This is a genomic window from Tabrizicola sp., from assembly GCF_030373185.1.
Classification (GTDB): Bacteria; Pseudomonadota; Alphaproteobacteria; order Rhodobacterales; family Rhodobacteraceae; genus Tabrizicola.
This window is the reverse complement of record NZ_JAUCZH010000003.1, coordinates 58039-71580: the sequence shown is the minus strand read 5'-3', so window position 1 is coordinate 71580 and position 13542 is coordinate 58039. Positions and strand designations below refer to the sequence as shown.

The window sequence follows — 13542 nt, the reverse complement described above, 5'->3', positions numbered from 1 at the left end:
GCTTCTTGCCGATCGGCGGAAGCTGACGGGTGTTTGATTTGCGGCGCAGGGGTGGAAGCGCTATATGCCACGTCAAAGAGGCTAAAGCAGGAGAATTCCAGTGGACAACGATCCTATCAGCCGCCGCGCCCTTTTAGGTGGTGCGATGGGTTTTGCGGGGCTGGCGGCGATGCCAGCGCTTGCCCAAGACGGCACGACCGAGTTTCAGGCCCCAGTGTCCAGCACCGTGCGCAACAACGCCTCCAGTTTCCGGATGTTGCAGTGGCAGGACTATTTCGACAACACGCGTGGCGGGGCGATCCTGGTCGATCTGACGTCACGGGCGTTGCATTACTGGTCGGAAGATCAGTCGATCTATCGACTTTACCCAAGCTCGGTGCCGCTGTCGGAAGATCTGACGCGGCGTGGCCGGACGTCGGTGGTGCAGAAGGTCGTCAACCCGTCCTGGCGCCCGACGCCAGCGATGAAAGAGCGCAACCCTGAATGGCCCGATGTGGTCGAGGGCGGCGCCAAGGACAACCCGCTTGGCACGCGTGCGCTGTATCTGTCGTGGACCTATTACCGCATCCACGGCACCCACGACACCCGCAAGATCGGTCGCCGGTCGTCGAATGGCTGCGTCGGGCTTTACAACGAGCACATCGAAGAGCTGTTCGAAATGGCCAAGGTCGGCACGCAAGTCTTGCTGATCTGAGGCCTTTCACTGGGTACAAGATGAACCGCAGACTGGAGGGTTTCACACCCTCCAGACCTCCCGTGGAGAATTTGCGGAAAAGAGCAGGCGCAATTTTGGTAGAATTCTACTGAACTGGGCAGAGCCTTGCGGGTGGTGGCTATGACATCACCGCGCGGTCAATGTGGCGGTGTCCGCAGCGTCACTCCAGCCGCGGCAGCCAGCCGGTCAGGTTTTCCTCGATCACCGACACCAGCGCTTCGATATGGGGCGCTTCGTCGTTCAGGCAGGGAATATAGGTAAAGCTTTCCCCGCCAGCATGTTCGAAGGCCTCACGGATTTCGCCGTTGATTTCTTCCAGCGTCTCGATGCAATCGGCTGAAAACGCTGGCGCCATCACCGCAATCCGCTTTTTCCCCGCCTTTGCCAGTTCGGCAACATGTTCCACCGTGTAGGGTTTCAGCCATTCCTCTGGCCCGAAGACCGACTGGAAGGTCGTGTCGATTGCCCCCTTTTCCCAGCCCAGCCGTTCGCGCAACAGCCGGGAGGTCTTGGCACATTGACAGTGGTAGGGGTCGCCCTCCATCAGATAGCGCTGTGGCATCCCGTGATAGCTGGCCACCAGCACATCGGGGGTGTGGTCCAGCTTGGCATAGGCCGCCGTGACCGATTGCGCCAAGGCGTCGATGTAAAGCGGGTGGTCGAAATATTCCGGCACGGTGCGTACGGCGGGCTGACGCTTTTCCTTCATCAGCGCGCGGAAGAACTGATCATTCGCGGTGGCCGATGTGGCCCCGGCGTAATGGGGGTAAAGCGGGAAGAACAGGATCTTCTCACAGCCGGCCTCGACCATGGCGCGGACCTTGGATTCGGTTGAGGGGTTGCCGTAGCGCATGCAGAAATCGACGATGATGTCTGCGCCGTGTCGTGCCGCGATGGTTTCGGCAATTGCGGCGGTCTGCGCCTTGGTGATCGTCAGAAGCGGGCTTTCGTTCAGGTCGTGGTTCCAGATCAGCTTGTAATTGGCACCCGATGAAAAAGGCCGTTTGGTCAGGATGATCAGTTGCAGCAGGGGCTGCCATTTCCAGCTGGCGTAATCGACCACGCGTTTGTCCGACAGAAATTCGTTCAGATAGCGGCGCATCGACCAGTAGTCGTAGTTGTCCGGCGTGCCGAGGTTGGCCAGCAGCACACCGATCTTTGCCTTGCGGACGGGCGGATGGTTGGCAGGCGCATGGGTCAGCCGCCCCTCGCCCGGGTTCACCTGTCCTTCAACCGCTTCCGAGGGCTTTGCATCCAGCATGGCACGACTTTCCGAGATTCCCATTGCGGGGACATATAGGCTGTGGCGGTCGGGTCAACCGCCCTTGGGCAAAGGTTCTTCCGGCACCCCCAGCGCATCGGCCAGCCGGGTGCGTGCCGAACCGGGGCGCAGGGGTTGTTGCTGGCTGTCATGCGGCGCCCATCCGGTCAGGAACACAAGGTCGAAGGTCGCGGCAAGCTTTTCGTCGCGCGTGGTAAAGTTTGCGCGATAGACCGCTTCGGCGGCGGCAAGGACCGATTTCCCGGTGAACCGGCGCAGCCGCCCAGCAAGGGCGTTGGTTTCCCCCATCGCCCGCAGGTCGGAACATAAGGTGGCAAAGGTGGAATAATGCACCGTCTGGGTAAAGCTGTCGGCCACCGGCAGCGCAAAACCTGCCCGTTGCATCAGCCCGCCAAGATCGCGGATCTCGGCCATTGGCAATACGCGGGGTGACAGGCCCCCGGTGACAAGGCTTTCCGCCTCGGCAAGGCTGGAGCGCAGCTCGTGCAGGGTCCGCCCCCCCGGCAGGACCGCGATGAACAGGCCATCGGGGCGCAGGGCGTGGCGGCACTGGACCAGCTGGCCAAGGGGGTCATTGGCCCAATGCAGGCCCATCGCGTGAATCACCAGATCATGTGCGCCCGGGGTAAGGGCAAGGGCGTCGCTATCGTCAACCACCTGCGCACCACCAACGATTTCGCGCCAGACAGCCGGAAATCCGGTTACGATGGCGGGGGCTGTAAAGGTTCTGTTAACCTCAAGCAGTCTTTCCTGAATGTCGGCGATCGCGGCGCGGTGTAGAAACAGCGCGTCGTCATGGCCGGGCAGTCCGCACGCGCGGGCGCGGTGGCGCTGAAGTGCGGGCCGGTCGGTCAGGGTGGGTGGTGCGATCATCGCCGGGACATTAGGGGGACGGAATGGGAATGCAAGCCGCGCTGCATCTGCTTTACCCGCCGCAATGCATCAGTTGCGCGGCCCCCGTCATCAGTGACTTTGGCCTGTGCAGCGATTGCTGGCGTGACACTCCCTTTATCGGCGGGCTGGTTTGTGACCAGTGCGGCGTGCCGCTTCCCGGGTCGGATACGGGCGAACGGGTGATCTGCGATGATTGCATGACAATCGCGCGGCCATGGGGTCAGGGGCGGTCGGCTTTGCTTTACCGGGATAATGCGCGCAGGCTGGTGCTGGCGCTGAAGCATGGCGACCGGATGGATCTGGCGCGCCCGGCGGGGGGGTGGATGCTGAAGGCAGGGCAGCCGATGCTGCTGCCGGGGATGCTGGTGGTGCCGGTGCCGCTTCATTGGTTCCGGCTGGTGCGGCGCAAGTATAATCAGGCGGCGCTGCTGTCGAAGGGGGTCGCGCGGGCGGCTGGCCTTGACCACTGCCCCGATGCGCTGATCCGTCACAGGTCCACCGGCACGCAGGAAGGGCGCAGCCGCGACGCCCGCTTTGCCAATCTGGTTGGCGCTTTTTCGGTGCCGAAACGCCGGCATCGGCTGGTCGAGGACCGCGATATCCTGCTGGTTGACGATGTCATGACTTCGGGCGCCACCTTCGCGGCGGCGACCGAGGTGCTTTTTTCGGCGGGGGCGCGAACGGTGAGTGTATTGGCGCTGGCGCGCGTTGCGAAGGACGCGTGAATCCCTATAGTCAGGACGGGAAAGAGGTTCCCGCCATGCACCCTGTCGAAATCTACACCACCCCGTTCTGCCCCTATTGCCATGCGGCCAAGCGGCTGTTGGACCGCAAGGGTGTGGCCTACACGGAAATTGACGTCAGCCGTGATCCGGCGCTTCGGGCGGCGATGATGCAGCGTGCGAATGGGCGCCGCACGGTGCCGCAGATCTTTATCGGATCGGTGCATGTCGGCGGGTCGGATGACCTGCATGCACTGGACCACGCGGGCAAGCTTGACCCGCTGCTGGCCGCATGATGCGAGCGGCGCTGATCCAGCTGACGGTTTCGGATGATCCGGCGGCGAACCTGCCGGTGACCGTTTCGCTTGTGCGTCAGGCGGTGGCAGCGGGGGCCGGGTTCATCCTGACGCCGGAACTGACAAACGGCCTCTCCTCCAGCCGCGCGCATCAGCGCCACGTCTTTCGGCATGAGGAGGCGGACGAAACCCTTGCCGCCCTGCGGGCCGAGGCGAAGGCGGCGGGGGTCTGGCTCTTGATCGGCTCGCTTGGGGTGCTGACCCATGACGCGGACGGGCGTTTTGCCAACCGGTCCTTTCTTATCGGGCCGGATGGCGGGGTCGTGGCCCGTTATGACAAGATCCACATGTTCGACGTGAACGTGTCCGAAACCGAGGTTTACCGCGAAAGTGAAGGCTACCGCCCGGGAAACCGTGCGGTTCTGGCGGAAACGCCGTTCGGCAAGGTTGGGATGACGGTCTGCTATGACCTGCGGTTTCCCGCGCTGTACCGGCGTCTGGCGCAGGCCGGGGCGCAGATCCTGACGGTGCCTGCAGCGTTCAACCACATCACCGGGGCGGCGCATTGGGAAACCCTGCTGCGCGCCCGCGCGATTGAAACCGGCTGTATCGTGCTGGCCCCGGCGCAAACCGGGTTTCACCCCGAAACGGCAGGCAAGGGGCGGCGCACCCATGGACATTCGCTTGCCGTGGCACCGTGGGGCGAGGTTCTGGCCGATGGCGGAACCGATCCGGGCGTGACGCTGGTGGATATCGACCTTGCCCGCGTTGATGCGGCGCGACACCGCGTGCCATCCTTGACCCATGACCGGGGCTTTGACGGGCCATGAGCATGGAAAAGGCAGATGACACCGCCGTTGCCCTGTTTGGCGAACTGTTCATGGCCGATCAGCTGGCCCGCAACCGCATCTCGAAGGTGCTGCCGAAGGGGATGGAGCTGTCGCATTTCTCGGTCCTCAACCATCTGGCGCGGATCAATGACGAACGCACCCCGGCGCAGCTGGCGAAGTCGTTTCATGTCACCCGTGGGGCGATGACGAACACGTTGAACCGGCTGGAATGGGCCGGCCACATCCATATCCGCCCCGATTGGGAGGATGCGCGACAAAAGTTCGTGGCCATCAGCCCATCCGGCCGCGCCGCGCGCGATTCGGCGGTGGCCACGGTCGTGCCGCTGATTGCCGAGGTGGTGCAGTCCCTTGGTGCCGACCGCGTACGCGCCTTGCTTTCCGTCTTGCGGGAGTTGCGGATCAAACTGGAAGACGCAGCCCCCTGAGTGCCTGTCCACGCGGATTTCTCTGGGGTCAAAAGGTCACGGCGAAAGGGGGTTTGGGCAAGCTGGCGAAGGTTAGGTCTTGCTCTGGGACGTGTATCTTCGCATAGACTGTCCGGGTATACGGGAACTTGATCAACATGCCGCATTTGCCTAGCCGTTTGCTTGCTTCGCTTGTCGTCAGCGCCGCGCTTTGTGGCGGTCCTGCCCTTGCCGAGATGACGAAATCGCTGAACATCAACGGGACCACCGGCCTGATCGACATGCCATCCGGTGATGCGCAGGATGACGCGGCCTTTACCTTCAGCACGGCCTTTGTCGGCCCGATCTCGCGCGCTACCATCAGCTTCCAGATTACCGACCGTTTGTCCGGGTCGTTCCGGTTTCAGACCTGGCGCGATTGGGACACCCTGTTTCCGGGTGACTCCTCCAAATTCAACAACCGCAGTTTCGACATCAGGTATCAGTTGCTGAAGGAAGGGCGCTATCTGCCCTCGTTGACTGTCGGTCTGATCGATTTCACCGGGCAGAGCGTGTTTGCGTCGGAATATGTGGCGGCGACCAAGACCTTCGGGGATCGGGTGAAGGTAACGGCGGGCCTCGGCTGGGGTCGGCTTGGCAGCTATGGCTCGATCGGTGAGCCGTTCGGTGATCGGCCACTGCTTGACGGTGACGACAGGGGTACGCCCAACGTGGACCAGTGGTTCCGTGGCGATGCAGCCCCCTTCGCCGGGGTCGAGGTCAAGCTGACCGACACCTGGACCTTCAAGGGCGAATACTCGTCTGATGCCTATGTGCTGGAAGACGATGAGCGCGGTTTGATCGAGCGCGACAGCCCGTTCAATTTTGGCTTTGAGTATCAGAGGGGTCCGAACACCCGTTACGGCATCTATTCCATGCACGGGACAGAGGTTGGATTTGTCCTACATCTTGTGCTGGACCCGAAGAACCGTGCGACCGGTGGGGTGATGGGTGCTGCCCCGGTGGCCTTGAAGGCGCGTCCTTCGCGTACAGCAGACCCGGATGCCTATGACGGAGGCTGGGTAGTGCAGCCTGATGCAGGACCGCTTCTGCGCAAGAACCTTGCCAAGCGGCTGGCGGTTGACGGGATCATCATCGAAAATCTGGCCTACACGGCCAAGACCGTGCAAGTCCGCATCCGCAACAACCGGATCGATGCCGGGTCTCAAGCCATTGGCCGCACCGCCCGGGCGTTGAGCCATGTGATGCCGGCCTCGGTCGAGGTGTTCGAGATTGTTCCGGTCGTAAAAGGCATCGGGGCCTCAAAGGTCACGATCCGGCGCAGCGATCTGGAAGCGCTTGAATACGCACCCGACAACGCAAACCTGCTGCGTCAGCGGGTCACGATCACCGATGCCGGGCCGGTTCCGGCAAATGCTGTGGGTGATGACGGGCTTTATCCGAAGTTCCGCTGGGGTCTGCGCCCGGATTTCCGCATGTCCGAACCCCTGAAGGGCGATCTTGGCCTGCGGCTTTCGGCGTCGTACGATTTCCGGCCCGGGCTGGTGCTTTCCGGGTCCATCTATGGGCGTGTCGTTGGCAACGTGGACCGTTCGGGCAATCCGTCGGATTCTGTGCTGCAGCCTGTTCGCAGCGACAGCTCACGGTATTCGAAGTTCGGCAGTCCGGGTCTGGAACGGTTGACCCTTGCCTGGTTTGCCCGCCCTGCGCCCGATCTCTATTCCCGCGTATCGTTTGGCTATCTTGAACGGATGCATGCAGGCATTTCCGGCGAAGTGCTGTGGAAGCCGGTAGAAAGCCGGCTGGCCCTTGGGGCAGAGCTGAACTACACGAAGCAGCGTGATACCGATGGCCTTCTTGGATTTGACGAATACGACTATGACGTCGTGACGGGTCACGTCTCTGCCTACTATGATTTCGGCAACGGGTTTCTGGGCCAGCTGGATGTCGGCAAGTATCTTGCAGGCGACGTAGGCGCCACGATTTCGGTTGATCGGGTGTTCGTGAATGGCTGGCGTGTCGGGGCGTATGCCACCGTGACAGATGTAAGTGCAGCCGACTTTGGCACAGGCGGATTTGACAAGGGTGTTCGCTTCTCTATCCCGCTGAACTGGGCGATGGGAACGCAGAGCAACAACACCTTTGGCACCACCCTGCGGTCCTCGACCGGAGATGGCGGAGCGCGTCTGGATGTTGATGGCCGGCTTTACAACTCGATACGCGATTATCATTCCGGCGCGCTTGATCCGGAATGGGGCCGGGTGTGGCGGTGATGATGCGGATACGGCTTGCAGTTGGACTAATGGCGCTTGTGGCATTGGCGGCCTGTGGAAGCGATAGGCCCAAGGCATCGCCCCTTGGGCAGATCATTGGCAACGTTGCGAAATCGACAATTGGCAAGGTGGGGTCACGGCGCGCCGGCACAGCCGCTGCCGCCCCGGCCCCGGTGACCCGGGCAGACCTGGAGAAGTTCAACCTGCCGATTCTGCGCGCCACCATCAAGGCGCGGGGGGCAGATGCGTTCCTGACGGTCAGCGATACCAAGGGCAATGTCGTGACATGGGCCACGACCGACGCCACCACCTTCACGCTGCGCGACGGAATCCTGATCCAGACGCGCGGTCTTGGACCTGATCTGATGTCGGCGCAGGCACCTTCGCTTGCGGCCCTGCTGACAGATGGTGGCACGCATCAGCGGATTTATTTCTTCCTTGGCGAAGATGATCAGACCACCCGTCGCACCTATGACTGCACGGTTTCTGTCGTTGGCAAAGAGACGATCGAGGTGTTTGCGCGGGCGCACGCCGTCACCCGGATTTCGGAAGAATGTGTGCGGCCGCAGGGCAAGATCACCAATGATTACTGGGTCGAAGGCCCGCTGATCCGCAAATCGCGCCAATTGGCAAGCGGTGGAACCGGCTTCATCGATTTTGAGCGTGTGGTGGACTGAGGCGGGACTGAAAGCCTGCACTGGGCGCTTGAGCGACAACGGATGCGGCAAGCGGGCTTCGTCAGTAATCCCGTTCGATGAAGACGCCGATGCCGGTTTCACCGTCGGCACCCACCCGGCCCTTGACCGTCACGCCGGGCCGCAGATCAAGGTTCAGGTTGATCCGGCTTTTGCCACCCTGTTCGATCTCGACTTCGGTATAAACGTTCCTGGCGATGTATTTGCCCGCCGTCAGTGCGGTTGATCCGTCCTCGGCGGTGGTCAGATCCAGATCATCAAGGCCAAAGCTTTGCCGCAGGCGGTTGACCAGCCCTGCGCCACCGCGACCGGCCAGCGTTGCGACCGCATTGGCAAGTTGCGCGGCTTGCAGGGCCGAGATGTTGTCGAATCCCCTTCCGAAAAGCAGCCGTGCCAGCACTTCTTCCTGAGGCAGGGCCGGGACCGATGTGAAGGACACCTCGGGATCATCGGCAGGGCCGGCAATGGTCACAAAGCTGACGATTCCATCGCTTGCGTTGCTGGCAGAGACCTGAAGGATTGGCACAAAGCTGCCCTCCAGTTGCAGGTTGGCTTCTGCCAGCACCAGTCGCTTGCCCAGAATGTCCATCCGGCCACGAATGAGGTTGAAGGCACCGGCTGGCACGATCTGTGCGCTGGTTCCCGTAAGCCGGATTGTCCCGCCGAGTTCGGCATCGATGCCCCTGCCCCGCAGGAAAATGCGGCTTGGTGCCGAAATGGTCAGGTCAAGTCCGAATGGTGCCGTCGCACGGGGGGCGCCTGCCGCGCTGCCCGGCCCGTCAAGAAGCCCCGCCCGGACGCGCGTCGCCCGAACTGCCGCCGGTTCGTTCAGGTGGGTCACCTCTAGCAGCGTCTCTGCCGAACCGAAGCCGGATTCGGGGACGCGCAGTTCAGTCTCTGACAAAAGGAGCGCACCGTTTACCGTTGCTCCGCCCACAAGTGGGCCGCTTACACGGATGTTGCCACCAACTGTTGTTTCGTAAAGCTCGGGGTCGAAGAGGCGGACCCGGTCGAAGTTCACCGAAAGATCTGACGGAAAGGGCGGCGAAAGGCCGATCGAGCCATCGGCCCGCACCATGCCGCCGGTAGACAGACCCGCGGTGGCGGAAAGCCGCGCCTGCCCGCCCTGCACATCAGCCAAGGCCTCGATCCCTTCCAGCGCAAATCCCAGAGCGGGGTCGCTCAGCCGCCCGCTGGACAAGGTGACGCGCCCGGAAAGCGATGAGGTCTGAAACGGCCCGACCAGCCGCAGGTCATAGCGGATCGGCCCGTCAACGGCGCGCGGCGCGATGAAGAGATTGGCAAGCCCCGCTTGTCCGGTGCCGGAAATCACCAGATCGGCCGAGGCAAGGTTGGCCGCGATCCGCCCTGTAATCTGTCCGTTCACCTGCCCCGGCCCCCGACCGGCAAGGTCTATTTCGTAGCCCGATGCATCTTCGGTGGCCTGTCCGGCCACCGTCAGCGGCCCCTGCAAATCGGAGATCAAGAGACCAAGGTTCGCCAACCGCGCCTCGATCACCAGCCTGCGGGTGGTTTCGGCCAGTTCCCCCTCGGCTGATATTTCAAGCTGGGGGTTGGCAAGGCGTGCAGAAGTGATCCGCAGGCGTCCGTCCGCAAGTTGCAGATCAGCGGAAAGGCCGCTTTCGCCGGCAAGCAGGCTGTCAACCGTCGGATTGCCCAATTGCAGACGGTTTGCGGTGCCGGTGATCTGGAGTCCGGCAAGGTCGGCGGTTCCGCTGAATTCCGCCTCAATGCCTGCCGACCCTGCGAAACCCGGATCAAGGCCGGACAGATCTGAAAGCGTCACGCTGGCGCGAAGATCTGACCCGGCAGAGGTCAGCCTGCCCTCACCCGTGGCCGACAGCGTTCCGGCGGCAAGGTCGAAGGATCGGATGGTCGTTCCCGTCTCGTCCCGAAACACGGACAGAGCCGCGCGCGACTGGCCCAACATCAGCCGGTCGATCTGATCTACCCCGACTTGCAGGTCTTCGCCTGTCACCTCGGCGGTGCCGTCCAGAAAGCCGGACAGACCGGTGGCGCTGCCGTTAAGGCTTATGGTGCCGCTGCCACCAAGCGGGCGCCCGGCCAGAAGCGAAAAGCGCGAAAGGTCTTCGGCGGTGATTGCCAGTCGTCCGGTTGTGCGCAACCCGGTGACGAGACCTTCGATCCGCAAGGCTCCACCACCTGAAAAACCTTCCCCATCCAGACGCATGTCTGACAGGCTGACCGCGCCGCCGCCTTGCAGGAAGTGGAGCTTCAGACCACCCGCAAGCGATGGCCCAAGTGCTGCCGACAGCGCCGCATCCTTGGGCAAAAGCCCGGTTGCATCAAGGGCCAGCGTACCGCCAAGGCTGTTTCCAGCCGGTGTGCGCCCGATCCGTCCCGACCCGGTCAGGGACAGACGCGCGGCCTGAAATTCCTCGCGGTCAAGGCCCTGAACCAGAGCAGACGCCCTCCAGCCCATCCCCGTAGCCAGGTCCGCATCAAGCTGGAATTCGGCCCGGTCGATCCGTGTGGGGGTGTCGCCAAAGGGCAGCAGAAGCGCAGACCCGTCAGGCGCGGCAAGTGACCCGCTGACGGAAATTTCTTCGGGCAGGCCGTCGGCGGCAAGCACGGCCGCGCCGTCAAGTGCAAGCGATTGCGCCTGCACCGAGAACCTGTTCACCGTGACCCGCCCGATGGCGGACCTTTGGGCATCAAGCGTCAGGCTGACATTGGTTCCGAAGAAATCCACATGTTCCGGCACCAGAAGCGGGGCAAGGTTGCCCGCTACCGCCGCCTGCAAACGATAGTCCGCCCCGGCCTCGCCGATCAGGGTGATCTTGCCGGACAGCCGGTCTTCGCCATCCGTGGCAAGGCTGATATCGGCCGCGAACGCCTCGACCGGCCCGGTCCCTTCCAGCCGGAATTCGGTGGCCGGCGCGCCCGGGATGCCCAGAAGGCTGGCGACCACGCCCCCAGCTCCTTCGCCTGCCGTCAGCGACAGGTCCAGATTGCGGCTGGTGTTGTCGTAGGCGGCGTCAAGGATGATCTCGCCTTCCGGCCCTTCGCCGCTGCGGATCAGGTCCAGCGTGGCCCGCCCGGCCCCTTCGGCCAGCCGCAGCGTGGCTTCAAGGCTGCCTGTGACCGGCTGGCCCAAGACCCCTTCGCCCAAGACGATCTGGCCGGCGGCAATCCGGCCCACGTCGATGGAAACCGGCAGTTCCGGCAGGCTGAAACTTGACGCTTCGGGCGAGGGCAGGGAGCTGTCGCCGGTGTCGGGCAGGCGGGACATGGTGATGCTGGCGGCGGAAAGCTCGCTGACTTCCAGCGCGCCGGACAGAAGCGACGACCGGCTCCAGTCCAGTGTCACACCCTCGACGGTCAGCCAGATGCCCGTGTCATCGGCAATCGTCAGCGTCTCGATCGTGGCGCGGGCGGAAAGGGCGCCAGCAAAGCCGGTGATGGTGACCTGCCGTCCGGCATCGGACAGGCTGTCTTCCAGAAAGGCGGCCAGAAAGCCCTGGTCGCTGTCCTGAGCATGCGCCGGACCCACCGCCAAAGCCGCCGCAAGAAGAAGAACCCGCCGCATCAGAACGCCTGCCCCAGTCCGATATAGACCTGCACGCCGTCGCCAGTGGTGCCGCTGACCGGGGCTGCGATGTCCAGCCGGATCGGACCAAAGCCGGTATCATAGCGCAAGCCCAGCCCCGCCCCGGCATGCGGTTTCGAGAAGTCGTCAAAGAACCCCTCAAGCCCGATACTGCCCGCATCGACAAAGCCGACGACACCGATCCGGTCCGTTACCTTGGCCCGAAGTTCCAGTGATCCGGCAAGGAAATACTGGCCGCCGATCTGAAACTCGGGTCCGATCATCCGGGTGACCGGGATGCCAAGGGATCGATAGGGTTGGCCCCGGACCGTCCCGGCACCACCGGAAAAAAACAGAAGATCACGCGGGGTCTGCAGAAGGGTAGGCCCCAGGACAACGCCGCCTTGCGCCCGCACCGCAATCACGAACCGGCCCGGGGTGCCAAGGCTGCGGTAGGCCCGGCCATCGAGGGTGCCTCGCACGCCGGACCCCGTTGTCTGGAAGCCAAGAAACGGCATCACCGTGGCATCAAGATAGGTGCCGCGTGTCGCATTGCGCGGATCGTCGCGCCGATCCCAGGTGAAGCCGACGGGAAGCGACAGATTGCGGAAATTGAAATCCCCGCCGGGATCGCGGCCATTCTGGTCGGAATAGGTCAGGCCTGCCTGCGCCGTCAGCCGCTCCGAGAAGATATGCGAGAAGGCAAGCCCGAACTCCAAGGTATCGGAGAAGTAGTCCACCTCATCCAGATGGGAGAAATTGAACAGAAGCCCGGCTGTCGTATCGGGTGTAAGCGTGGCAGGGCGGTCAAGCGTGACGCCAAAGGCATAGTCGATCCCGCTGGCCCCGGACCCGATGTTCGTGATCGACCCTTCCAGCATGAGCCGCTCACCGCCACCCAGAAGGTTGCGGTGCAGCCATGATCCGGTCAGCGACACGCCGTCAAGGCTGGCGATTTCCGCGCCAAGGGAAAAGCGGCGCGGCTTCTGTTCAACGACCGTGGCGGTCACGCCCAGAAGGTCGGGCGCGGTGATGGAATCATCCTCGGTCAAGACCACCGTGCTGAAAATGCCGGTGCGGCGCAGTCGTTCTTCGGCCCGGCGCAGGTCTGATTCGCTGAAGACCCGGCCTTCGGGTAGCCCGGCGATTTTCTGGATCCGGCGTTCCCGCATTCGGGCCTCACCTTCCACCGCAAGCGGCCCGAAACGCAGCCTTGGCCCGGGGGCAAGGCGCAGATCGACATCCAGCAACGCCGCTCGATGGTCGGCGACGACGGTTTCGTCCGCAATGGCCGCCTTGGCATGCCCGACCTCGCGCCAAGCACGGATAGACACCTCGACGGCGTCGCTTACCAGCCCGCTTTCTGCAATCTGACCGGTGCGAAAGCCGTCGGGCAGGGGTGTTCCGGGGGCCAGCGGGTCAACCCTTGCCGCGTTGAAGCGGAACGGCGGCCCGGGGTCGACCATGACCACGATCGACGAGATCGTCACGGGAACGTTCAGCGCCGGGATATCGGCGGCCTCACGCCCGTCAATCTTGATCTGGATGACCGCCGAATAATGCCCCTTGGCGTAAAGGGCTGCCAGAATCCGCCCGTAGTCGGCGCGGGCGGCGGCCAGAAGATCTTGCGGGACGTTCTGGCCCTGCGCTTGCAGCGACCGGACCAGCGACGCCGTTCTGACCGCCTCGGCCACGGCTTCGTCCCCGCCGGAAACCCGAAAATCGAGCTGCTCAAGCGCCCAGGACTGCGGGGCGCAAAGGCAAAGGCCGATCACGGCGATTGCCTGAAGGATCCGAAGATTTCCACGCAAGGCGGGCATCAGGTCAGGCCCCTCCTTC

General features: G+C 63.3%; 11 protein-coding genes. 7 read left to right on the top strand and 4 right to left on the bottom strand.

The genetic code is table 11. The features are described 5' to 3' along the window. Positions 1-169: 169 nt before the first annotated feature. Positions 170-694, top strand: a complete 525-nt coding sequence (locus QUV21_RS06985) for a L,D-transpeptidase (protein ID WP_300854160.1) — start codon at positions 170-172, stop codon at positions 692-694. A 181-nt stretch (positions 695-875) separates the two neighbouring features. Here the strand turns inward: QUV21_RS06985 and hemH are convergent, their stop codons facing one another. Together hemH and QUV21_RS06975 are read right to left on the bottom strand one after the other, a co-directional pair. Further along, on the bottom strand, positions 876-1976 hold the full coding sequence (hemH, locus tag QUV21_RS06980) for a ferrochelatase (RefSeq protein WP_300853916.1): 1101 nt from the start codon (positions 1974-1976) through the stop codon (positions 876-878). Between the two features lie 54 nt (positions 1977-2030). Beyond that, positions 2031-2870, bottom strand: a complete 840-nt coding sequence (locus QUV21_RS06975; protein WP_300853915.1) for an SAM-dependent methyltransferase — start codon at positions 2868-2870, stop codon at positions 2031-2033. Between the two features lie 23 nt (positions 2871-2893). On the opposite strand from QUV21_RS06975, the gene QUV21_RS06970 reads away from it, so the two are divergent. From QUV21_RS06970 to QUV21_RS06945, 6 genes are all read left to right on the top strand, one after another. Then, the gene (locus tag QUV21_RS06970) at positions 2894-3616 is read left to right on the top strand and encodes a ComF family protein (protein WP_300853914.1); all 723 of its coding nucleotides are present in this window, start codon (positions 2894-2896) and stop codon (positions 3614-3616) included. Between the two features lie 35 nt (positions 3617-3651). Continuing rightward, positions 3652-3909, top strand: coding sequence for a glutaredoxin 3 (gene grxC, locus QUV21_RS06965; protein ID WP_300853913.1), 258 nt, complete (start codon positions 3652-3654; stop codon positions 3907-3909). Further along, a complete protein-coding gene (locus tag QUV21_RS06960) occupies positions 3909-4739 on the top strand; it encodes a carbon-nitrogen hydrolase family protein (protein ID WP_300854159.1) in 831 nt (276 codons plus the stop codon). Before grxC ends, QUV21_RS06960 begins: the two co-directional genes overlap by 1 nt. Beyond that, positions 4736-5185 (top strand): MarR family transcriptional regulator, encoded by a 450-nt coding sequence (locus tag QUV21_RS06955; RefSeq protein ID WP_300853912.1) that lies wholly within the window; start codon positions 4736-4738, stop codon positions 5183-5185. The genes QUV21_RS06960 and QUV21_RS06955 overlap by 4 nt, the downstream gene beginning before the upstream one ends. 137 nt (positions 5186-5322) lie before the next feature. Next, positions 5323-7437, top strand: a complete 2115-nt coding sequence (locus QUV21_RS06950; RefSeq protein WP_300853911.1) for a YjbH domain-containing protein — start codon at positions 5323-5325, stop codon at positions 7435-7437. Continuing rightward, positions 7416-8114, top strand: coding sequence for a YjbF family lipoprotein (locus QUV21_RS06945; protein WP_366907660.1), 699 nt, complete (start codon positions 7416-7418; stop codon positions 8112-8114). The genes QUV21_RS06950 and QUV21_RS06945 overlap by 22 nt, the downstream gene beginning before the upstream one ends. Before the next feature lie 61 nt (positions 8115-8175). Here QUV21_RS06945 and QUV21_RS06940 read toward each other — a convergent pair whose 3' ends face one another. Both QUV21_RS06940 and QUV21_RS06935 read right to left on the bottom strand, forming a co-directional pair. Continuing rightward, positions 8176-11703, bottom strand: coding sequence for a translocation/assembly module TamB domain-containing protein (locus tag QUV21_RS06940; protein ID WP_300853910.1), 3528 nt, complete (start codon positions 11701-11703; stop codon positions 8176-8178). Next, entirely contained in the window at positions 11703-13523 is a 1821-nt protein-coding gene (locus QUV21_RS06935) for a BamA/TamA family outer membrane protein (protein ID WP_300853909.1), read from the bottom strand. The genes QUV21_RS06940 and QUV21_RS06935 overlap by 1 nt, the downstream gene beginning before the upstream one ends. Between the last annotated feature and the right edge of the window lie 19 nt (positions 13524-13542).